The organism is Actinomycetota bacterium, from assembly GCA_005888325.1.
Lineage (GTDB): Bacteria > Actinomycetota > Acidimicrobiia > Acidimicrobiales > AC-14 > AC-14.
The window spans coordinates 36,282-57,255 of the sequence record VAWU01000001.1 but is presented as its reverse complement, the minus strand read 5'-3'; the positions used below and the strand labels follow the sequence as shown (position 1 = coordinate 57,255).

Sequence of the window (20,974 nt, the reverse complement as noted above, 5' to 3'; positions counted from 1 at the left end):
CGACGACCTCGCGGGTGAGCAGGAACAGCACACCGTTGGCCACCACCGGCGACTGGCTGTAGCTCGGGGACCCGCCCAGCGGGGCGTCCACGCCCAGGGCGCGGTCGGGCTGGCAGCTCGGCGCCCCGCACCCGCCGCTCGCCCAGGAGTAGAGCGACCCGTTGGCGTTGGTGGCAGAGACCGTCGAGCCGGCGACGGCGGGCGTGGACACGAACCCCCCCGGCGGGTCACCGGTGCGGGAGGCAAGCGCGAACGCCGGGGCACAGCTGGGCGTGCCACAGCCGTCGCCCGCGAACACCTCTATGGCCGGCCCCGCGGGCACAACGACGCGCCCGTCGATGCCCACGCTGGGCGTGGCGGAGACGGGGGCGGTGCCGAGCGACCCGCTCCACAGCGAGGCGCCCGAGCTCTTGGCGAAGGCGCCCAGGGCGTAGGACCCCCCGCCGCTACTGATCGCGTCGTACACGACTCCGTTGGCCACCGCAGGGGCCACCCCGGCCGCGGCGAAGCCGGTGGGGGCGGACCACAACGGGCTGCAGCTGGCCAGGCCCGAGGCCGAGGTGCAGTTCGTCTGGCCCCTGGCATCGAAGGCGAACAGGGTGCCGGCGCCGTTGGCGAAGACCTTGTTCCCGTCCACCACGGGTGGGGTGGCGGGCCCGAAGGCGTTGCCGAGCGGCGCCATGAACACCGGCCGACACGTGTCGAGCAGCGGGTTGCAGTTGCGCACGCCGTTGAGGTCGAAGCCCACCAGCACCGGGGCGGCGCCGGCGACGACGACGAAGATGGTGCCCGAGCCCTGGTGGATGGCGGGGGCACCGCCCACGGTGGAGCCCGCGGGCAACGCCGCGCTCCATACCACCGCGGAGCTCTTCGCGTCGAGCGCGCTGAGCACGCCGTCCGCCTCGACGAAGACGAGGCCGACCGAGGTGACCGCGGGGCTCGTGGACACGATCGACGCCATCGTCGAGGGCACCATCGTCGCCACGTTGCTCTTGCTGATCACGGGCTCGTAGATCGTGCCCCGGTGCGTGGGGCCGCCACCCCATTGCAGCCAGTCGCACCCGGAGCTGACCAGCAGGACCGCGCCGAAGAGCGCAACCAATCGTGTCCAGCGCCCCATCTGATCCCCCTCGGACCTCATCCGGCCCCGGGAGCTTCGTTTCTCGTGTGTCTCACGTCAAGCCTGCTCGGCCGGGCCTCTTGTCTCGCGACGATCTACGCGGTCGATGTCGCGGACGACGTCGCCGACGTCGCGCGCAGCACGGCCGCGCCCGTGAACCGGTCGTGGGCCAGGTCGCGCAGGGCTGCGTCGGCCTGTTCCAACGGGTAGGCGACGGTCTCCACGCGGATGCCGATGCGTGCCGCGATGGCAAGGAACTCCTCACCGTCGTGGCGCGTGTTCGCGGTGACACTGCGCAACTGGCGCTCCTGGAACAGATGGTCGGCATACCGCAGCGCGGGGATGTCGGTGAGGTGGATGCCTGCCAGCGCGAGCGTCCCGCCCCGGTCGAGCGCGGCCAGGGCGTTCGGCACGATCTCGCCGGCCGGCGCGAACACGATGGCCGAGTCGAGCGGCTCCGGCGGCTGCGCCGGCGTGTCGCCGGCCGAGGCCGCCCCGAGCGCGATGGCGAGCCGGCGCGCCTCGGGCGAGCGCGTCATGACGTGCACGGCCGCCCCCTCGGCGATGGCGACCTGGGCGGCGATGTGGGCCGAGCCGCCGAAGCCGTAGATGCCGAGCCGGCCGCCCGGTGGCACCGCGGCCCGGCGCAGCGCACGGAACCCGATGATCCCGGCGCACAGGAGAGGTGCCACATGCTCGTCGTCGAAGCCGTCGGGGAGCCGGTAGGCGTAGCGCTCGTCGACAACCGCGTAGTCGGCATAGCCACCGTCCGCGTCCCAGCCGGTGAAACGGGGGTCGAGGCACAGGTTCTCGTCACCTCGGAGGCAGAACCGGCAGGTGCCACAGGTCCTCCTCAGCCACGCGATGCCGACGCGCTCGCCCGGTGCGAACCGCGACGCGCCCGGGCCGAGCCGGTCGACGACGCCCACGATCTCGTGACCGGGGACCACCTCCGGCCCATGCGGTGGCAGGTCGCCCTCGGCGAGATGCAGGTCGGTGCGGCACACGCCGCAGACCGCCACGCGGACCCGCAGCTCACCCGCGGCCGGTTCCGGAGTGGGCCGCTCGACGAACGCCAGCGGCCCCTCGTCGATCGGGCCCGGCTGCTGCACGACCCACGCCTTCATGTCGCGGTCAACCCAGCTCCCGCAACAGATCCACCCACTGGATGAGATGGCGGTCGCCGAGGAAGTCGACCGTGACCCGCTGCCTGGCGCGGGCGCCGAGGCGGGCCGCCTCTGTCGGTGTCCCCAGCAGCCGGTCGACCGCGGTGCCGAAGGCCCGCAGATCGCGAGGGTCGGAGAGGAGCACGCCGTGCTCGCCGTCGACGATCTGGTCGTGAATGCCTCCGACCGCGCTGGCCACCACCGGACGCGCCTTCCACATGGCCTCCGCCACGGTGAGCCCGAAGCCCTCGGCGAGGCTCTTCTGCACGACGACGGCGGCGTGGCGCTGGATGGCGTTGACGATCGCGGCATTCTCCTCGACGTCGTTCATGGGAACCGACACGAGGTGCACGCGGTCGCGTCGCGCCGCGGGCAGGGCCTGCCACGCCTCGATGCACTCCTCCAGGACCGTTTGACCCTCCGGGTCGTCGGTGACCCCGCTGACGTCGGGCCCCACCAGCGCAAGGATCGCCTGCTCGTCGGCGACGTGCTCGGCAAAGCCGTGGAGCACACCCATCATGTCCTTGAGCCGGTCCCACCTCGAGACCTGCACGATCGTAGCGACATCGGGGTCGGCGGGACCGTCGGCACGCACGATCTTGCACTCGTTGGCCACCCGCCCCGACGTTCCGTCGCGACGGACGAACGTAGGCTCGACGTTGGCGTCGCCACGCGTGATGCCCGCGTGCACGAGGATCGACGCACCGACGTCGTCGTCCAGCACTTCGTTCTTCGGCGAGAAGGGATCGATCGAGGGCGGGATGATGTGAACCCGTGCCGGATCGATCGAACCGGGAACGAAGGGCCTGCGGGAGAAGACGTACGCGGCCGCGCCGTCGAGATGGGGGCGCAGGAAGTCCCATGCCTGCAACACGTGGCTGTCCGCCTCGTCCGCACCGACGTGGCACCGCCAGATGACGGTCGCTCCCGTCTCGCGGACGCGTTCGACGAGCCCCGCGGTCTGTGGGTCGTGGAGGATGACCACGTCGTCCCGACCCACTCGCGGCACGAGCGCGGCGGCGTTGCCGGCGGTGACGTCGTCGTAGTGACGACGTTCTCGGGTGCCGAGCCGCCCGCCGTCACCGGGCGAGCCGTGCAGGAGGTTGTGGATGCGCTTGGTGATGGCGAAGAACTCGGGATCGCCCCGAAGGACGGTCCACCGCATGTCGACACCGATGTCCGAGGCGTAGGCGAGGAGCACCTGTAGCATCTCGGCCACCCCGCCACCGCTCGCCGTCGAGTTCACGTTCCAGACGACCCGGTTGGCCAGCAGTCGCCTCGCGGTGTGCGCGGCGTCCTGCAGCTCCTGCCACCGGGCGGACGTGGCGAGCTGCTCGAAGCGCGCGAACGAGACCGGTGCCACAGAGACATCTTGCAGTTCCATCGCGTCCTCTGAGCTCGACGATCGCGGACGCGTAGCGTGCCACAGCGACGCGGCACGAATCGGCGAAGGGGCTAGCGCCGCTCCTCTCGGCGGTGCGTCGCGGCCAAGTGTCGCAGCGCGCCGATGTCAATCTGTGCGGCACTCGCCACGGCCACCTTCACGGGTGTGAGCGCCCTGACAGTGGAGGTGCGCTTCCCGCCTTCGAGGAGTGCCCGCTCCCCGATCACGGCGCCGGGACCGAGCTCCGCGAGCGCGCGCCCGTCGACGTCGACGGACAACACTCCGTCGAGCACCAGGAAGAGCTCGTCTCCCGGATCGCCCTGCTTCGTGAGGAACCGGCCCGCGCGCAGCCTGCGGAGCCTGGGTTTGGCGCCGCCTCGCATGATCGACGTCGAGAGCTCCCGTTCCAGAGCGGTCTCCGCCATGGTGACGAAGGCGGGTGAGTCCTGGTTGCCCCACGGCGTGCCCTTCTTTCCGAAGACGCCGTGGTACCAGTCCTTGAAGTCGATCATCCCGCTCTTCGCGAACACCCTTCCCTCGACGTCGTAGACCCAATGTCGAGGAAACGTCGTCGCTCCGGCGAGCTTGGGCTCGGCCCGGCCATCGGCATGAAGCGTGAGCTGGAGTGTCGTCCAGACCGTCGGGCCGACCAGCTGCACGAACGGCTCGCGCCGGACTCGTCTCGGTGCGGGCATCCCCGGCCGCCCACCCGCGGTCTGCACGAACGTCGCCGACCGCGAGGTCACCTTGGGCTCGGGGCGGAGGTCGGGAAAGCCGACGGCGTGAAAGACGATCTCCTTGGGCCCGAGGTGCATGTGCGTGCTGCTGACGAGGCCTCCTCCCGACTGGCCGTAGTCGACGATCCGGCCGTCTTCGACCTCGATCCACGCCGCAAGGTGGTTCGCGAAGCGGAACCGGTCGTCGTCGCGCATCCGCTCCAGCGCCGCGACGTCGATACGGCCGGGCGGCGCGCTGTCGTAGTGACCGACGCCCAACTCGAACGGAGCCTTCACCATCCCCTTGATCGCTTCGGAAGGTATCCACGACACCGACGTGACCGACGACTCGAGACGCACGTGAGACTCCTTCGACGAGGGCGAGACGGTGGCCTCCATGCTCGACGGTCCGAGTCGGAGCCACAAGCCGCCGTTGTCCACCACTCGTATCAACGCCTTGCCCGTTAGGCTCGGCACGTGTTCTCGACCCGCGGGACGGCCGTCGCGGTACTGGCCGCCGCGGGCCTCCTCGGCTCGTGCTCGTCCGGCCCGAGCGAGAGCTCGCGGACGACCACCGGCAGCTCGACGACGACAACCGTCGCGGTGAGCTACTCCGCGCACGTCGTCGGAGAGGTCGAGGTCGATTCGGCCTACCGGCAGGGTGTGGCCCGCGCCGACGCGGGTTGGATCTTCTCCGTCAACGACGGGTTGTTCCGCACGGATGACGCGCTGCATCAGACCGCCCATCTGGTCCCTGCCATCCCCGCGGAGTGGAAGGCGCGTGGTTTCAATCACATCGGCGACATCGATGTGGAGAATGGTGTGCTGTATGCGCCGCTCGAACAGCCCGACTACGAGCGGGGGCAGCAGGCGACGCTCACCTACGATGCCTCGACCTTCGCGTACAGGAGTGGCGTCGACGTGGCGCAACACGAGAACTCGTTCGTGACGGTCGATCCGGCGACGGGCATCGCCTATTCGATGGACCGCTTCGGGGGCGACGCGCTCTTGCGCTACGACGTCGGTGACCGATGGCGGCCCCTTGCTCCTCTCCGGATGTCGACGTATGTCGACCGCGTGCAGGGGGCCGACATTCGTGACGGCGCCGTCTGGCTCTCCACCGATGACGCAACCGACGGCGTCTACCGGGTCGACCTCGCCAGCGGGAAGGTCGAGGCACTCGGGTCGATCGGCCATGTCGACGGTGAAGGCGAGGGCATCGACGCCGGCCCGTCGCCGAATGGCGATCTCCATGTCCTGAGCATCGACGTCAAGGCGGTGCCGGTTCGGTTGATCGAGCTGAGAGTCGTCGGCACGCCGTTGCGCTGAGGGCGCACGCTCGTCTGCGCGCTCAGCGTGCGACGTTCAGCCACACGTCACCCGCCGTGTCGTCGCGGGTGAGGTGGACATGCCAGCAAACCGCTCATGCCGAATCGAAACCCGGTGCCCCATTCGTCGCCTGGGCGGTGGTAGTTGCTCGCTCCGTGCGCTTCGGGCCCGAACGTCGCGGCGGCGTGGGGCGCGGACGGAGACGAGCAGGCCGCGGCCAGTACGCAGCAAGTCACGACTCTCGCCATGCGCTCGCCGCTCGTGCGATTGATCATGGCGCTCGAGACCCATCGCTACTCGATCTTCTCTCGCAGAACCTTGTGAGGCGATGCCTCGAGCTCTTCGAGCGTCGCGATGAACTTGGCGAAGGTCTTGTCGAAGTCGGTGGGCTTGCGTGCCCGCTTCGTGGGATTCGCGTAGCTGATGATCTGGTAGCGCGCCATCGAGTGCCACGCCCCTTCGGCCTTGAGGGCATCTTCCACCGACTTCACGCACTTGGCCGCCGCAAGGACCTTCTCGGCGCGCCCCTCGCGCACCCCGTACGCCTCCTGGAGAGGCCGGTCGAGAAAGCCGTCACACTTCTTGAGGATCGGCTCGAACGCGCTGCCTGCAAGGCGTCCGGATCCTTCGTAGGCGAGCCCGAGCGTCAAGAGATGCGCGGTCTCGATCGCGTCCACGACGTCGCCGTCGTCCTCGGTGCGTTCAGGTGACTCCTCGAGCATCTCCCGGTAGATCGACAACGCGATCGTCGAGCGTCCCCGGATGTTCAAGCTCTGCTCGACGTTCAAGCCCATCATGCGTCGAGCGAGCACCTCGGGCACGACCACGATGGGGAACTCCTCGACGCCGAGCTCGGCTCCGGCGTGGAAGCGGTGCTGGCCGTCGATGATCACGTACCTGCCATCTCGCTCCACCGCGACCAACGGTGTGATGAAGCCCATCCGCTCGATCGACGCGCTGAGTGCTTTCAGATGAGCCGGACGCGGCTTGCGTTGGTGGCCGATGACCTCGAGGTCACCCTTCCGGGCCGACGTGATCGTCAGCGGCTGGCGCTTCAGTGGATCCTTCAGTTCGAGCCGGTCGACCATCCCTCGAGACTAGAGGCCTTGGGCCGAGCGGTCGGCCCGACGTGAGCCATCAGCGGCTCGGGCGCGGCACTCGTGTCAGAGGGGAGGGCATTCACGGGCGGCCTCCCGCTTCCCACGCGTGGTGCGCGGCGAGCGATCGCTCCCAGAGCCGGTCGAGTGCCTCTGTCGCGATCCCGTCGAAGCGAAGGCCGAACACGTCGGCCAGCACCGCGAACCAGTCGTCTCGCTCCGTCAGCGGCTCCGACGGGGCGGTTCCGGTCCCGACGCGCGTCAGTACCAGACCGCGCAGGATGTCGGCGCCGGTGGCGTCCCGGCGCTGGGCGGCGGCCACCCGCACGAACCCCGAGTCCGGCGACGTCGACAGCCACCGGTGACGCGTCGCGAACTGATCCATCCCGGCCTCGGCCGTCCGCCAGCTCATCCCCGCGAACCCGCCGGCGGGATCGTGAGTCAGGTGCCAGTCGCCGACGCCGCCCGGCGTCGGGTCGAGGACGAGGTGGAACGGGCCTTCCCGGTACGCACCGGGGGCGAGCGGCAAGGCCTCGTAGAGCGCGTCACCGAGCCCGGCATCGACGTACCAGGTTCCCGAAGGGTTCCGGCTCGCCGGCAGCCCGCCGACCGTGAGGACCAGGTGATTGCTCATCGCCTCCTCGTCGGGCCCGCCGGGCCCGTGGACACCGCCGACGTGACGGGTGACTGCATAGCCAAGTGACCTCAAGAGCTCGCTGAAGGCGCCGTTCAGGTGGAAGCAGTAGCCGCCGCGACCCTGCTGCGCGATGCGGACGACGGCGTCGTCGAGGTCGATGCCCCATGCCTCACCCAGGTGGATCCACATCGTCTCGTACGAGATGCGCTCGACATGGCGACGGTGCAACCGCTGCAACGCCTCGACCGACGGAGGCTCCACCTCCAGCCCGAGCCGGCGCAGGTACGCCTCCTGCAGCTCAGCGTCCATCTGCGCCCATCGGGGCTTCCATGGCCCGTCGGGTGAAGCCACACCCAGGCACCCCGGGGACTCTATTGCCACCGAACAACGCATTTGCGCGAGTCAGCGATGGAACGAAGCCAATAGAGCGGCCGGATCCCGTACCGTCGCTCGTATCGACACGGTGACGACGTGCTTCCACCACTCCGACAGGGAGACGGGTCGGTCCTGCACCCGTTGTGGACGGCCCGCGTGCCCGGACTGCCTGCGCGAGGCGCCTGTCGGTGCGCACTGCTTCGAGTGCGTGCGCGCCGCCCGTCCGCCTGCCCGCCAGCGCGTCCGGCGCTGGAACGCGACGGCGGGCCCGCTGGCCACGAAGGTTCTGATCGGGCTCAACGTCGTCACCTACCTGGCCACCGCGGCCGGAGGGGGCGCGGGAGGACGCGGTGGCGACCTGCAGTCGCGCCTGTCCCTCTACGGGCCCGCGGTCGCGCGGGGCGAGTGGTACCGGCTCATCTCGTCCGGATTCGTTCACTACGGGCTGATCCACATCGGGTTCAACATGCTGCTGCTGTACCAGCTGGGCCTCATGCTCGAGCCTGCACTCGGGCGCACCCGCTTCCTCGCGCTGTACTTCGCCGCCCTGTTGACGGGGTCGTTTGCCGCCCTGCTCCTCAGCCCCGCCGTCGTCTCGGGCGGCGCGTCCGGAGCCGTGTTCGGGCTCTTCGGCGCGGCGGCTGCCGGGCTGCGTCAGCGCGGGATCAGTGTGATGCAGACCGGCATCGGAGGCCTGCTGGTCATCAACCTGATCTTCACCTTCGTTCTCCCCGGCATCTCGATCGGGGCCCATCTGGGCGGCCTCGCCGGAGGGACCGCTGCGGGGTGGTTCATGCTCCGTCCGTCATCCACGCGTCGCTCCGCCGTCGCCGGCCTGGTCGTTGCCGCGGTCATCATCGGCGCCGCGCTCGCGGGCGGGGTCTGGGCCGCCCGGGCCTAGCGGCCTCACGTCGGTGCTTGCTGAAGACCGGCGACTCCGGCGACATTCGCATCGGTTTGGAGCCGGCGCAGTGCGCCCTCGTCGTCCTCGAGGTAGCGCTCGAAGAAATCGATCGTGGCTCGCGCCGCGATCGGTTCCCACGGCGGCCCGAACTGGACGTGCTCGGCCCCGACCAGACTGACGAGGAACTTCGGTGCAGGAGCCTTCGCGTACTCCTGCGCGCTGTGCTCGATCGGTGCGACCGGGTCGGCGGTGCCATGGATGAACATCACTGGGACGGACGGACCGGTGAAGAACTTCCCGTCGGAGTCCAGTACCTCGCCGGCCAGGCCTATGACGCGACGTGCCCCCAGTGGCCCTCGTAGCCCGCTCGTCGAGTCCGCCACCTGTCGGTGCCGCCCCCGTACCCTCGGTCAGGTGCCCGATTCCGCATTGGACGCCCTCCCTGACGCGCCCGGCCTGCGCGCGGTCCGCGCCAAGGTCCACGCCGAGGCGTCCTCCATGTGCCCGACCTGCGGCCGACGCCATCTGCTCGACAGCCACTGCTCCGCGGCTCCCGAGGTGGTGCACGACGTCGACCCTCCCCCGGTCGAGACCGCGCCCGAGCCAGACGCGCTCGAGGACGCGACCACACCCACCCGGAGCGACACCGCGCGCGAGGGTGACAACGGTTCCGCCCGCAGCCGGTTGCGGTCGGTGGTCGCCTACCTGGGACTCGACGCCGCGTCGTTCGGCGACGTCGGCGACGACGCGCCCGGGGCCGCGGCGAGCTCCGAGGTGTCGAGGTGGGCGTGGTCGGAACCGGAGGATGCCGCGCCGGCCACCGCGGACCCGCCATATCCGCGATTGAAGCGGGTCGCGGCCTTCCTCGGGTTCGACCTGGGTGCGGACGACCGGGCGCGCGCCACAGAGCTGGGTCAGCCGCCCGCCGCCCCGTCCTCGACCACCTCGATCGACTCGGCCGACGAGGGCGACGAGGGCGAGGATGACGAGGACGCGCTCGTGCCCGACCTCCCGATCCCGATGACCGCACCGTCGATCGACGCCGACGATGAAGAGGCCGACGACGAAGAGACCGACGACGAAGAGACCGACGATGAAGAGACCGACCGGGTGACCAGCCCGGACGACGCGCCGCGGAAGTACTGGCGCCGGACCGACGACGACATCCTCTACCGCCCGTCGCGTCGCCCCCGCTCGCCCCGCCGCGCCTGGCGCGACCGCATCGCGTCCCGACGCTGAGGGTCTTCGCGACTCGTCTCGACCTCGGCGACGACGCCAACTCGTCGAGCTCGCTGCCACCGACGTAGCTCGACTCGAGAAGGTGTTGATTCGAGCTCAGCTCGGCCGCAGTGCCTTCCAACACGAGCTCTCCGTGGCTGAGGATGTAGCCGCGATCTGCGATCGAGAGCGCGAGATGGACGTGCTGCTCGACGAGCAACACGCCCGCACCGCTGTCGTCGACGATCTGGCGCAGGATCTCCAACAGGTTCTCGACGATGATCGGCGCCAAGCCGAGGCTCATCTCGTCGACCATCAAGAGCCTCGGAGTCGACGTGAGCGCGCGTGCCATCGCCAGCATCTGCTGCTGTCCACCGGAGAGCAGGCCTGCCCGTCGATCTTGGATCTCGGCCAGCGCTGGAAAGTAGTTCAGGACCCAGGCGCCCCCCGTCCTACCGGTAGTCGTCCGGGTCGCCGTCGACTCCTGTCTCCCCGACCTCCTCTATGTAGCGCCAGATATCGGGTTGTGTCCCGTCGACGTCCGTGAACCCGTATTCGAGCGCGAGCTGTCCGGAGCTGACCGAGCACTGGTTCCATCGCGCCCGACCGGGATCGGATGCCAGCACGGCAACGGCCCGCCCGACGTATCGGGGCGACTCGGAGAGAGCGAAGTCGGCGGGCGCAGACGGTCCCTCGCTGCCGGCGGCCGGTGGATCGATCGCGTCGCGCCAGTTCCGCTCGGAGACGCCGAAGTTGTCGAGCATCATCTCCGACCGAAGCCATCCAGGCGTGATCGCGACCGCGGTTGCTCCATACGGTTCCAACTCATGTCCTTGGGAGAACGCCAGCCGGTTCACGGCAACTTTGGCGAGGTCGTAGAACACCGAGAGCCGGTAGCGCGACGCGTTGTACTCGGCGGTGCCGTCCGTGACCTCGACCAAGAGGCCACCCGGCTCGTCGACGAGCAATGGGAGCAGGTGATGGGAGGTGATGAGGTGGGTGTCGATGGCGAGCCGGAGAATCCGGAGACCCTTGTCCAGATCGTGCTCCCAGATGGGCGTGTTCCAATCGGCCGGGCCGCCCTTGAGCAGCTCGGCACCCCAGATGTCGTTGACGAGCACATGGATGTGGCCGTGGTCGCTCCGGATCTGCTCGGCCAGGCGCTTCACCTGATCGGGGACGAGATGGTCGACGGCGGCCGCGATCCCGGTGCCGCCGAGGTTGGTGACGAGCTCGGCGGTCTCCTCGATCGTCTCGGCCCGGTTGTAGTCGGACCGACTGGATCTCGTGCTGCGGCCGGTGCAGATGACCGTTGCGCCGGCTTCACCCAGGGCAGCTGCGATGCCACGCCCGGCACCGCGGGTCGCTCCGGCGACGACCGCGACCCGCCCGCGAAGCGCATCGCTGCCCGCCGACCATCCCATAGCTGGGGTCATGCTCTCAGGCTTCGAGCGACGATCGCCACGATCCCCGCGCGCCGGGGCGACGCCCCCCTTGCCAGAGCGCAGGCTGCTCGTCCACACTCCAATGGTCGCGAGGGTTCCGCCAACCTCGGCGACGCCGTCGGGGTGCTCGACCGCACCCCTGCTGCCCCACCGGCGAGATGCGTTCGCGTCTCGCCGGTGCGCGCCGAGCCGCGGAGGTTTGAAACGACCGTCACCGAGGTAGGTCAGCCCGGCCAGTAGAGAGCCAGCGGTGCGGGGGACCCACCCACCCCATCCCCTGCCGCTGGCTTTCTCGCGCGCCCGAGCGGGTCGGGCGCGCGCGTGTCGAAGACACGCTTCTCGCCAACCGTCGCAGCTGCGTGCAGCCCTCGGTCGGCCGTAACACGCAGTTGCGCCACGACGATAGCAACGACGGCGCCTCACCGATCCCCAGGCCGACATCCGCGGTCTCCACGGGTGTGGGCTGCTGAGGCAGGAACGAGACAGCCGCCCGTCGCAACCGGGCGGCTCTCTCGCGCCCGCCGGAGTCTGCGAGGCCCGCGTCGGAGACCGAGATGGTGCTGCAGCGAAACCGGCGGAGCTAGTGGGCCGCGCGTGGCGTTGTCGTGGTCTGCGGTTCCCGCGGCGAGGAGGTCGCCAAATGAGGCTCGTGCGCGCGTTGCGCCGAACCGTTGGCCGGCGCTGTCGTCGAAGGTGACGCGCCCCGATTATGACCGGTGCCCTCGTGGCCGTCGGCGTTGGACGCGCCCGAGTTCGGGCGCGTCGGCTGCGTCGGCTGCGTCGGCTGCGTGTTGTCGCCCGTCCTGGCCTGGCCCGGCGGCACGGCAACTCGCGCGGCGTCCGCGGGGGACCCGCCTGCGCTGGGCGGCTTTCCGCAGTCTGACCGCGCGAACGCCGAGACCTGCGCGCCACCACTTCCGGCCAACTGCGACACGCAGTCGCCGTGGTTCGTCGTCGTCGCGCCCACGCCGCCCGTGTCGTCGGCGCGGGACGTGTGCGCGCTCGACGGCGACCGCCCGTGCCTCCCCTCGCCCGTCGGCACCTCGATGCCCACTCTGGCCAGCACCGTCGAGATGTGGCGCTGGGCCACGGACGGAAGAGCACCCGCGGCGGCCATGCCCGACAGCGTCAGCAAGCCTGCAGAAGCAGCGGTCGCCACCTTGGCCTTGATGGGGCGGCGGCGCGGGACGACCGGGACCGCGCGGACGCGGGATGCCGCCACCATCGCCGCGATCGTGTCCTCCGTCCTGGCTGACGTCGCAGTGCGAGCCTCGGTGCGCGCCGTATCGAGAAGCGTCGCCACTCCCCCGTAGCCCGGGGGCGCGTCATCGGGTGGTACTGCCCCGCGCAACAGTCGCTCTGCAGTCGATTCGTCCAGCGTCGCCAGTGACATCTCGCTGGAGCCATCGTCTGGGCGGCCGAAGCGGTTACGGGCCGCCGGCTGGCAGCTCCCGGGCCAGGCGCTGGAGCGCCCGGTGCTGCAGGGCGCGGACCGCTCCCGGGCGTCGCCCCACGACCGTGGCCACGTCGTCGACCGCCATGTCCGCCACGACGCGTAGCAGGATCACCTCGGCCTGAGCCTCAGGCAGTGCGGCGATGCGGGCGAGGGCCGACCGGGTGGCGATCGCCACCATCACGTCGTGCTCGGCGTCTCCGAAGGTGGAGTGCTCGGCGACGACCTCGGGCGCGCGCGGGTCGGTACGACGCCGGCCCGCCCGCCGGCGCAGGTCCGTCAGGCGACGGTAGGCAATCGTGAACACCCACGAACGGAAGCGTGACTCCGAGCCCTCGAAGCCGGCAATTCCCTCGGCCACGGCGACGAACACGTCGGCCGCCAGGTCCTCGGCATCGTGAAGCGTGCGGTGGCGGAGGAAGGCGAGCACGTTGGGGTGCAGGTCGCGATAGATGGCCTCGTGGGCCCAGGGTGCCCCGGTCTGCGCGGCCGCAAGCACCTCGTCGAATCGCTCGGACAGCGCCACCTGCACATGATGCCTCAAAAACCGCCCTCCGCCACACTCAGTGGTAGGGGCGCCCGATTCCGTTGTTATTGAGGCGTTTCTGGCGATCTGGGTCCCCTCGAGGCGCCTACGAGCCGAGGTCGGTTGCCGACTTTCCCGCGCCACACCCGTAACCGGTTGGGCCCTTCCGAGCGATAGCGCACGCAGAGGGTCGGACCGCCCACGACGTCTCCAGTCGAGCTCGGTCCCGAGGGGGGCGATGGGCCGCGTTCGCGTCGATGGCAAGCACTTCATGCGCGACGGTCGCAGGTTCAACTTCCGCGGCGTGAGCTACGGGACGTTCCAGCCCCGCGCGGACGCGGCGCGGTTCCCGGAGCGGGACGGGCTCAAACGCGACCTCGCGGCGATGGAGCAGGCGGGCTTCACGGTGATCCGGACCTACACACCGCCTCCCGATGACCTCCTCGAGCTGGCCGCCGATTGGGGCCTCCACCTGCTGATCGACGCGTTCTTCCCCGACTGGAGGTATCTCATCGGGAGCTCACGCCGCGACAAGCGACGAGTGGCTCGAGAAGCGCGCACGACCGTTCGGTCGATCGCCCGGCAACTCGCGGGAGCGGACGTCGTGTTGGGCCTGTCTCTGGGCAATGAGGTTCCGGCCGACGTGCTGCGTTGGGTGGGCGCTCGCGCGATCGCCGATGTCATCGCGGAGCTCGCGGACGTCGTGCGAGAAGAGGACGAAGACCGCCTCGTCACCTATGCCAACTACCCGTCGGCCGAATACCTCTGCACCGACGAGCTCGACTTCATCACGTTCAACGTGTTCCTCGAGCAACGAAAGGACTTTCGTCGCTACCTCGCGCGACTCGGGAACCTTGCCGGTGACCGTCCGCTCGTCGTGGGCGAGATGGGTCTGCACGCCGCCACCGTGGCGGGTGAGGAACGACAGGCAGAGACCATCGACTGGCTCATGGCAACCGCGCTCGAGAGCGGCGCGGCCGGCACGTGTCTGTTCTCGTGGACCGACGACTGGTGGGTCGGGGACACCGCCGTCGACGGCTGGCACTTCGGCCTCACCCGAGCCGATCGCTCGCCTCGGCCCGCACTCGCAGTGGCCGAGCGATGGAATGGGCGAACCGTCGCTGACGTCCGAGACCGTTGGCCGGCCATCAGCGTGGTGATCTGCGCGTACAACGCGGCCGCCACCGTCGACGAGTGTCTCCGGCATACCTGCGCGCTCGACTATCCCAACCTCGAGATCCTGCTCATCGACGACGGTTCTACGGATGCCACCGCCGACATCGCGGCCCACCACCCTCGAGCTCGGCGGGTGACGATCGACCACGCCGGCCTCTCGGTGGCCCGCAACGAGGGATACCGCGCCGCCGCGGGGGAGATCGTCGCCTATCTCGACAGCGATGCGTACCCGACACCGGAATGGCCGTACTACCTCGCGCTCGCCATGGAAGAAGGGACGGTGGGCGGCGCGGGCGGCCCGAACGTCCCACCCCCGGATGATCCCGAAGGAGCGCAGCGAGTGGCGCGGGCCCCGGGCGGACCCGTCCACGTGCTGATCGCCGACGAGCGAGCCGAGCACCTACCCGGTTGCAACATGGCCTTCCGACGCGAGGTGCTCGAGCAGGTCGGCGGGTTCGATCCCGTCTACATGGCCGCCGGCGACGACGTCGACCTGTGCTGGAGGGTGCTCGACCGAGGCTGGGACATCGGGTTCCATCCCGCCGCGCTCGTCTGGCACCACCGCCGATCGGGGGCCCGGGCCTATCTGCGACAGCAGCGTGGCTACGGACGCGCCGAGGCGCTCGTGGAGGCCCGCCACCCCGATCGGTTCACGGGACTGGGCACGGCCCGCTGGGCCGGGCGGATGTACAACCCGCTCGTGCCCTGGCGGGGCCGCCAACGCATCTATCGCGGCTTGTACGGGGCCGGCGCCTTCCAATCGGTGTACCGCGGTGGCGGTCACCTCCTCGACGTCGTGCACCAGGTAGGGGTGCCGGTCGCAACCGCTCTCATCCTGAGTGCGCCGGTCGCGCTGGTGTACCCGCTGCTCGGCGTGCCGGCCGTCGCCGCCGTCTTCGCGCTGCTCGCGCTGGCACTTGTCGATGCCGGTCAAGCCCATCCGCCGCGCGGCACCAGAGCTCGTCGATTGCGCTTTCGGGTCGGGGTTGCCGGGCTGTGCGTCGCGCAACCGCTCGTGCGGAGCTGGGGTCGCGTGCGCTACGGCGGCCCGGCGCGTCGCGACCTTCCGCCTCAGCCGGCGTTGCCGGCGCTCGTGCGGCGCGTCTCGGGCGGAGTGAGCGTGCTCGCGCACGATCGTCCGAGGGCCGAGATCGCGGCCGGCATCGTGGCGGCGCTCCGCCGCGTGCACGTTCGGCTTCTACCCGCCACCGGTTGGGAGGACCACGACGGCGAGGTGATCGCATCGTCGCTCGTGCGCGGCAAGCTGGTCACGAGCGCGCACCCGGTCGGCTGCGTCCAAGTACGCGTTCGACGCCGGTTTCTCCGTTTCCGGCTCGCGGTCACGGCGCTCGCCGCCATGATGCTGACCGTTCTGTCGCCCCCGGTTGGCTTCGCCGTCGCGGCGCTCGCGTGTCTCGAGTTGACGCGGGGGGTGTGGCGCTCCGGGCCGATGATCCACCGGGTGATTGCAGCATGCGCGGGTGGTCCGGCGTAGATGCCTGATACGTCCGCCGAGCGGACACGTGATCGCGCGCTGTTGCGTCGTGTCGCGGGCGAGGTGCGACCGCATTGGCGGGGAGTTGCCGGCATCTTTCTCGTTGATCTCGCGGCCACACCGATCCTGCTTCTCATGCCCGTCCCCTTGAAGATCGCGGTCGACAGCGTCATCGGTTCAAAACCCCTGCCGAGCCCCCTGGCCGCGTTGACGCCCGACTGGCTCGAGCGATCGAACGACTCGCTGCTCGGCCTCGTCGCCGGGCTGCTGCTCGCGGTGGTGGTGCTGAACCTGCTCCAGCAGGCGGCCGCCATCGTGCTCCGGGCACGCACGACTGAGCGGCTCACACTGGCCTTCCGGACGCGGCTGTTCCGTCACGCGCAGCGCCTCTCGCTGGCGTTTCACGATGTGCGCGGATCCACCGACTCCATCTACCGCATCCAGTACGACGCCACCGCGATTCAGAGCATGACCGTCGACGGCGTCATCCCCCTGGTCACCAGCGCGATCGCCCTCGTCTCGATGCTCTATGTGACCGCCAAGATCGACATGCCACTCGCACTGGTGGCCCTCACTGTGGCTCCGGTGCTGTTCGTCCTGTCTCGCAGCTACAAAGTGCGTGCCCGGCGCTGGTACCGCAACGCCAAGGAGCTGGAGAGCTCGGCGTTCGGCGTCGTCCAGGAGGCGCTCACCGCGCTGCGCGTGGTCAAGGCCTTCGGCCGCGAGGAGCACGAGCACCTGCGGTTCGTCGGCCGTTCCCGCCTGGGTGTCGATGCGAAGGTGCGCATCGCGGCAGCCGACAGTGTCTTCGGCGGCCTCATCGACCTGACCACGGCGCTGGGCACAGCCGCGGTCCTGGTCATCGGCGTCCGCGGTGTGCAGTCGGGTCGGATCACCCTGGGCGAGCTGCTCCTGGTGATGGCGTACCTCACGCAGCTGTACGGCCCGCTCAAGACGATGAGCCGCACGATCGGCACCCTGCAGTCCTCGCTCGCCAGCGCCGAGCGGACCTTCGAGCTCCTCGACGAAAGTCCCGACGTGCCCGAGCGGCCTCACGCCCGCCCGCTCGAGCGGGCGGCGGGTCGCCTCGAGTTCCGCGACGTCGGCTTCGCCTACGCGGGCAACCCGCCCGTTCTCCACGGCGTCTCGTTCGCCCTGGATCCCGGAACCTCGCTCGGGATCGCGGGGCCCACCGGAGCCGGCAAGACCACGCTCATCAGCCTGGTGACCCGCCTCTATGACCCGACCGGCGGCGCGATCCTTCTCGACGGTGTGGACCTGCGCGACCTCAGGCTCGCGGATCTGCGGAACCAGTTCGCCATCGTGCTCCAGGAACCCGTCCTGTTCTCCGCCTCCATCGCGGAGAACATCGCCTACGCGCGCCCGGAAGCCAGCCACGACGAGATCGTGGCGGCGGCCGAGGCGGCCAGCGCACACACCTTCATTGCGGAGCTGCCGGAGGGGTACGCCACGCTTGTCGGCGAACGTGGCATGCGCCTCTCCGGGGGCGAGCGACAGCGAATCTCACTGGCGCGGGCGTTCCTGAAGGACGCCCCCATCCTCGTTCTGGACGAGCCCACGAGCTCGGTGGACGTGGCCACCGAGCGCCTGATCATGGCCGCGATGCGCCGGCTCATGGCCGGCCGCACCACTCTGATGATCGCCCATCGTCTGAGCACCCTCGAGGAGTGCGATCGGCGGCTCGAGATTGACCACGGCCGAATCGTGGCGCTCTCCACCACTGCAACGCACGCAGCACGCCGTCGCTCTCGGAATGGCGCGCGCCGGACACGCCGGACGGCATCGACCCGCGAGGCGATCGATGACCACCCGGCCGCGACGGCTTGGCTTCGGCTCGACATCGGACCCGCGCCCGAGTCGGTCGAGGTGCTCAAGACACCAAACGGAAAACCGGTTTGGAAGTCGCAGGTGTACCGGTTACGCGGTGCCGGCCCGAACCGCGAGAACGTGATCGCCAAACAGGCGGGCCTCGAACGGATCCGTCTCGAGCGCCGGGTCTACGAAGAGGTCCTCCCGCGGGTCCTGTTGGCCACGATCGGCTGCTACGGCTCGATCGAGAACCCCGGCGGAGACGCGGGCTGGCTCTTCCTCGAGGATGCCGAAGGAGTGCCGTATGCCGACGACGTGGCGGACCACCGAAGGCTGGCCGGAGAGTGGCTCGGTGCGCTGCATCTGAGAACCGCGAGGTTGGACCTCGCCGACCGGTTTCCCGACCGCGGGACGAGCTGGTACCTGTCCAAGCTTCAGGCGGCCGGCCAGAGAATCGAGGAGAGCCTGCAGAACCCGGCACTCTCCGACGAGGCGATCTCGTCGCTCCAGCGCGTGATCGAGCAGACAGAGATGCTCGAGTCGGCCTGGGACGAGCTCGACCGCTTCGGCCGTCGCTTTCCGCCGGTCCTTGCGCATGGTGACTTCACTTCCAAGAACGTCTTGGTCTCAACTCCGAGCTCGGGGCGCCGGCTGTCGGTCATGGACTGGGGTACCGCCGGCTGGGGAGTGCCCGCTTCGGATGTCGCCGCCACGGACTTCGCGTCTTACGGTCGAACGATCGGTGCGTCGTGGGGCCGGATGAGCTCGACCAAATGGCGGGCGCTCGGCGCGATGGGGACGATCCTGCGGCTCATCCTCTGGATCGACGGCGAGAGCAACGCCCTGTCCAGCCCGTGGGTAGAGAGGCCCGTGCGCAAGCTGGAGTACTGCCGATCAGGGCTGGCCGACGCGCTCGGAGATCTCGATGCGCGCGGCCGGTCGATCTCGTGACGCATGACCTGCCCGATGCCGAGACGCTGGCGCGCGGCCGCACCGCGGTGCTCGCGAGCCCTGACGTCAGGGACTCGGTGCGGGTCGAGAGCCGCACGGTCAACCCGTACACGAGCAGCACCGCCAGCGAGCTGATCATCACACTGGGTCGCGCTACGAAGCATCGCCGCACAACTCGACGCGCTCGCGCCGAGCAGGGGCGGGACTGATGGTCGCGGTCGTCACCGGTCCAGGGCTCGCTCGCCAGCGCCGAACGCATCTTCGCGTTGCTCGAAGCGGAGCCGGAGGTGCCTGACCGCCCGAACGCGCGTTCCGTCGTGCGAACGTCGGGGCGGCTGGTGTTCGAGCACGTGTCGTTCGCGTACACCGGCTGCCCGGACGCCCTCCACGACCTGTCGTTCGCGATCGAGGCGGGTAGCCGGGTGGGGCTCGAGGGCAGGACGGGCGCCGGAAAGACGACGCTCGTGAGCCTTGTCGCCCGCCTGTACGACCCGATCGCGGGACGGATACTGCTCGACGGCGTGGACCTGCGCGACTACCAGCTGGCCGACCTGCGCTGCCAGATCGGCTTCGTCCTGCAGGAGCCCGTGCTCTTCGCCGCGAGCATTGCCGAGAACATCGCGTACGCGCGCCCCGATGCGGGTGCCGACGAGATCGTCGCCGCGGCCCGGGCCGCATGTGCGCATGACTTCATCGACGCGCTGCCCGACGGCTACGACACGCTTGTCGGAGAGCGGGGGATGCGACTCTCGGGAGGAGAGCGTCAGCGACTCTCGCTGGCCCGCGCCTTCCTCGAGGACGCGCCGATTCTCGTTCTGGACGAGCCGACCAGCGCGCTCGACACCGGCACCGAAGCGGCGCTGATCGAGATCCAGCAACGCGTCATGGCCGGTCGCACGTGCATCATCGTCGCCCACCGTCCGCAACTGCTCGACGGCTGCGATCTGCGCCTGCAGCTCGAAGCGGGCCGGCTCGTACCGCGTCCGCGGACGCAGGCGATGATTCCTGCCCGCGGCGACACGTGCCACACCGGCTCCTTCGATGCGACCGGACGGTCCCGCCCGACACCGCCGGCGCGAGCCGCGGCGAAGCGCGCGACGGAACGGAGCGCACACCCCGCGGTGGCGGCGTGGTGCGCTCTCAGCGAAGTACACCGCCTCCCGGCACGCGTCGACGTCGTACACGAGAGTGGAAAGTCGGCGGCGTACCGGCTGGCGGGCGTTGGCGATGGAGCATCGGCGGTGATCGCGAAGCGCTGTTTCGCCGCCACCGGCTCGGTCGAGCGGGCCGTGTACGAATCGGTGCTGCCCCGTCTGCCGGTCACAGCCCTTCGCTACTACGGAGCCGTCGCCGATGGAGTGCACACCTGGCTCTTCTTGGAGGACGCGGGCGCGATGCAGTTCGCGCCGACAGTCGCGCTCCAGCGATCGCTTGTCAGCGCCTGGCTCGCGACGATGCACACCTCTGCCGAGCCGTTGGTTGCGGGCGTGGATCTGCCGAATCGCGGAGTGCATCACACGCTCGATCAGCTGCGCGCGGCGCGGGATCGGATCGCCATCAACCTCGGGAATCCCGTGCTCACGCGCTCTGACCGCGAGGAGCTGCAATCGGTGATCGCGGCATGCGACGCGTTGGAGCGGCGGTGGCCCGAACTGGAGGCATGCTGCCGTGGCGCGCCGGTCACGCTCGTCCACGGCGACTTTCGACCGAAGAATGTCCGTTTGCAGCCCTCCGTCTCAAGCGGGCGCGTGTACGTGCTGGATTGGGAGACCGCGGGACGCGGAGTACCGGCGGTCGATCTGGCGCCACCGAAGGGTTTGTGCTTGAGGAACCACCTGGACCTCGTCACGTACGTTTCGATCGCACGCGCGCGCTGGCCGGCGCTGAGCATCGAGTCGATCGATCGCCTGATGACTGCGGGAACGATCTTCCGGCGACTGGCGGCGATGGACTGGGCCAGCCTCGACCTCGCCTCACCGCACGTCGCGAGGGGTGTCGCCCGGCTTCGCATCTACCGCGACGAGGTGGTGGCGACAATGCCTGAGGTCACCCGCGCCGCCGCACGCTGCGAGTCGTGATCGACGTCGTGACCGTCCGCGACGCAGTCACGGACGTGCGAGATGTTCCCGCTCGGGATGAAAGTGACGGCCGC

At 69.8% G+C, this 20,974-nt stretch carries 16 protein-coding genes and 1 pseudogene; 7 read left to right on the top strand and 10 right to left on the bottom strand.

Translation table 11 applies throughout. The features are described 5' to 3' along the window. The 6 genes from E6G06_00285 to E6G06_00260 form a co-directional block, all read right to left on the bottom strand. Positions 1 to 1,141 (bottom strand): PQQ-like beta-propeller repeat protein (locus E6G06_00285; GenBank protein TML93996.1); only part of this gene is annotated, 1,141 nt, incomplete at its 3' end. A gap of 74 nt (positions 1,142 to 1,215) precedes the next feature. Beyond that, a complete protein-coding gene (locus tag E6G06_00280) occupies positions 1,216 to 2,247 on the bottom strand; it encodes a zinc-dependent alcohol dehydrogenase family protein (GenBank protein ID TML93995.1) in 1,032 nt (343 codons plus the stop codon). Positions 2,248 to 2,254: 7 nt separating this feature from the next. Beyond that, positions 2,255 to 3,670 carry a glycosyltransferase gene (locus tag E6G06_00275; protein ID TML93994.1) on the bottom strand — a complete coding sequence of 472 codons (1,416 nt, stop codon included), beginning with the start codon at positions 3,668 to 3,670 and terminating at the stop codon, positions 2,255 to 2,257. A 71-nt stretch (positions 3,671 to 3,741) separates the two neighbouring features. Further along, complete coding sequence (locus E6G06_00270) at positions 3,742 to 5,640, bottom strand: cyclic nucleotide-binding domain-containing protein (GenBank protein TML93993.1); 1,899 nt, start codon at positions 5,638 to 5,640, stop codon at positions 3,742 to 3,744. A 368-nt stretch (positions 5,641 to 6,008) separates the two neighbouring features. Beyond that, the gene (locus E6G06_00265) at positions 6,009 to 6,803 is read right to left on the bottom strand and encodes a hypothetical protein (protein TML93992.1); all 795 of its coding nucleotides are present in this window, start codon (positions 6,801 to 6,803) and stop codon (positions 6,009 to 6,011) included. Between the two features lie 91 nt (positions 6,804 to 6,894). Beyond that, positions 6,895 to 7,758 carry an arylamine N-acetyltransferase gene (locus E6G06_00260; GenBank protein ID TML93991.1) on the bottom strand — a complete coding sequence of 288 codons (864 nt, stop codon included), beginning with the start codon at positions 7,756 to 7,758 and terminating at the stop codon, positions 6,895 to 6,897. Here E6G06_00260 and E6G06_00255 point away from each other — a divergent pair. Further along, positions 7,652 to 8,725 (top strand): rhomboid family intramembrane serine protease, encoded by a 1,074-nt coding sequence (locus E6G06_00255; protein ID TML93990.1) that lies wholly within the window; start codon positions 7,652 to 7,654, stop codon positions 8,723 to 8,725. The genes E6G06_00260 and E6G06_00255 overlap by 107 nt on opposite strands. Positions 8,726 to 8,730: 5 nt before the next feature. Here the strand turns inward: E6G06_00255 and E6G06_00250 are convergent, their stop codons facing one another. Further along, positions 8,731 to 8,997 (bottom strand): alpha/beta hydrolase, encoded by a 267-nt coding sequence (locus tag E6G06_00250; protein TML93989.1) that lies wholly within the window; start codon positions 8,995 to 8,997, stop codon positions 8,731 to 8,733. Positions 8,998 to 9,142: 145 nt separating this feature from the next. Between E6G06_00250 and E6G06_00245 the strand changes: the two genes are divergently transcribed. After that, positions 9,143 to 9,967, top strand: a complete 825-nt coding sequence (locus tag E6G06_00245) for a hypothetical protein (protein TML93988.1) — start codon at positions 9,143 to 9,145, stop codon at positions 9,965 to 9,967. Between the two features lie 58 nt (positions 9,968 to 10,025). Here the strand turns inward: E6G06_00245 and E6G06_00240 are convergent. Together E6G06_00240 and E6G06_00235 are read right to left on the bottom strand one after the other, a co-directional pair. Beyond that, a pseudogene (locus tag E6G06_00240) lies at positions 10,026 to 10,379 on the bottom strand (ATP-binding cassette domain-containing protein). Positions 10,380 to 10,398: 19 nt separating this feature from the next. After that, positions 10,399 to 11,370, bottom strand: a complete 972-nt coding sequence (locus tag E6G06_00235) for an SDR family oxidoreductase (protein TML93998.1) — start codon at positions 11,368 to 11,370, stop codon at positions 10,399 to 10,401. 737 nt (positions 11,371 to 12,107) lie between these two features. Between E6G06_00235 and E6G06_00230 the strand changes: the two genes are divergently transcribed. Then, positions 12,108 to 12,704 carry a hypothetical protein gene (locus tag E6G06_00230; GenBank protein ID TML93987.1) on the top strand — a complete coding sequence of 199 codons (597 nt, stop codon included), beginning with the start codon at positions 12,108 to 12,110 and terminating at the stop codon, positions 12,702 to 12,704. Between the two features lie 114 nt (positions 12,705 to 12,818). Here E6G06_00230 and E6G06_00225 read toward each other — a convergent pair whose 3' ends face one another. Then, complete coding sequence (locus E6G06_00225) at positions 12,819 to 13,643, bottom strand: RNA polymerase sigma factor (protein TML93986.1); 825 nt, start codon at positions 13,641 to 13,643, stop codon at positions 12,819 to 12,821. On the opposite strand from E6G06_00225, the gene E6G06_00220 reads away from it, so the two are divergent. From E6G06_00220 to E6G06_00205, 4 genes are all read left to right on the top strand, one after another. Beyond that, positions 13,609 to 16,041: a glycosyltransferase gene (locus E6G06_00220; protein TML93985.1), complete on the top strand. Its 2,433-nt coding sequence runs from the start codon at positions 13,609 to 13,611 to the stop codon at positions 16,039 to 16,041. The genes E6G06_00225 and E6G06_00220 overlap by 35 nt on opposite strands. Continuing rightward, a complete protein-coding gene (locus E6G06_00215; protein TML93984.1) occupies positions 16,042 to 18,822 on the top strand; it encodes an ATP-binding cassette domain-containing protein in 2,781 nt (926 codons plus the stop codon). Beyond that, on the top strand, positions 18,819 to 19,031 hold the full coding sequence (locus E6G06_00210; GenBank protein TML93983.1) for a hypothetical protein: 213 nt from the start codon (positions 18,819 to 18,821) through the stop codon (positions 19,029 to 19,031). Before E6G06_00215 ends, E6G06_00210 begins: the two co-directional genes overlap by 4 nt. 78 nt (positions 19,032 to 19,109) lie before the next feature. Further along, on the top strand, positions 19,110 to 20,900 hold the full coding sequence (locus E6G06_00205) for an ATP-binding cassette domain-containing protein (GenBank protein TML93982.1): 1,791 nt from the start codon (positions 19,110 to 19,112) through the stop codon (positions 20,898 to 20,900). Positions 20,901 to 20,974: the final 74 nt, after the last annotated feature.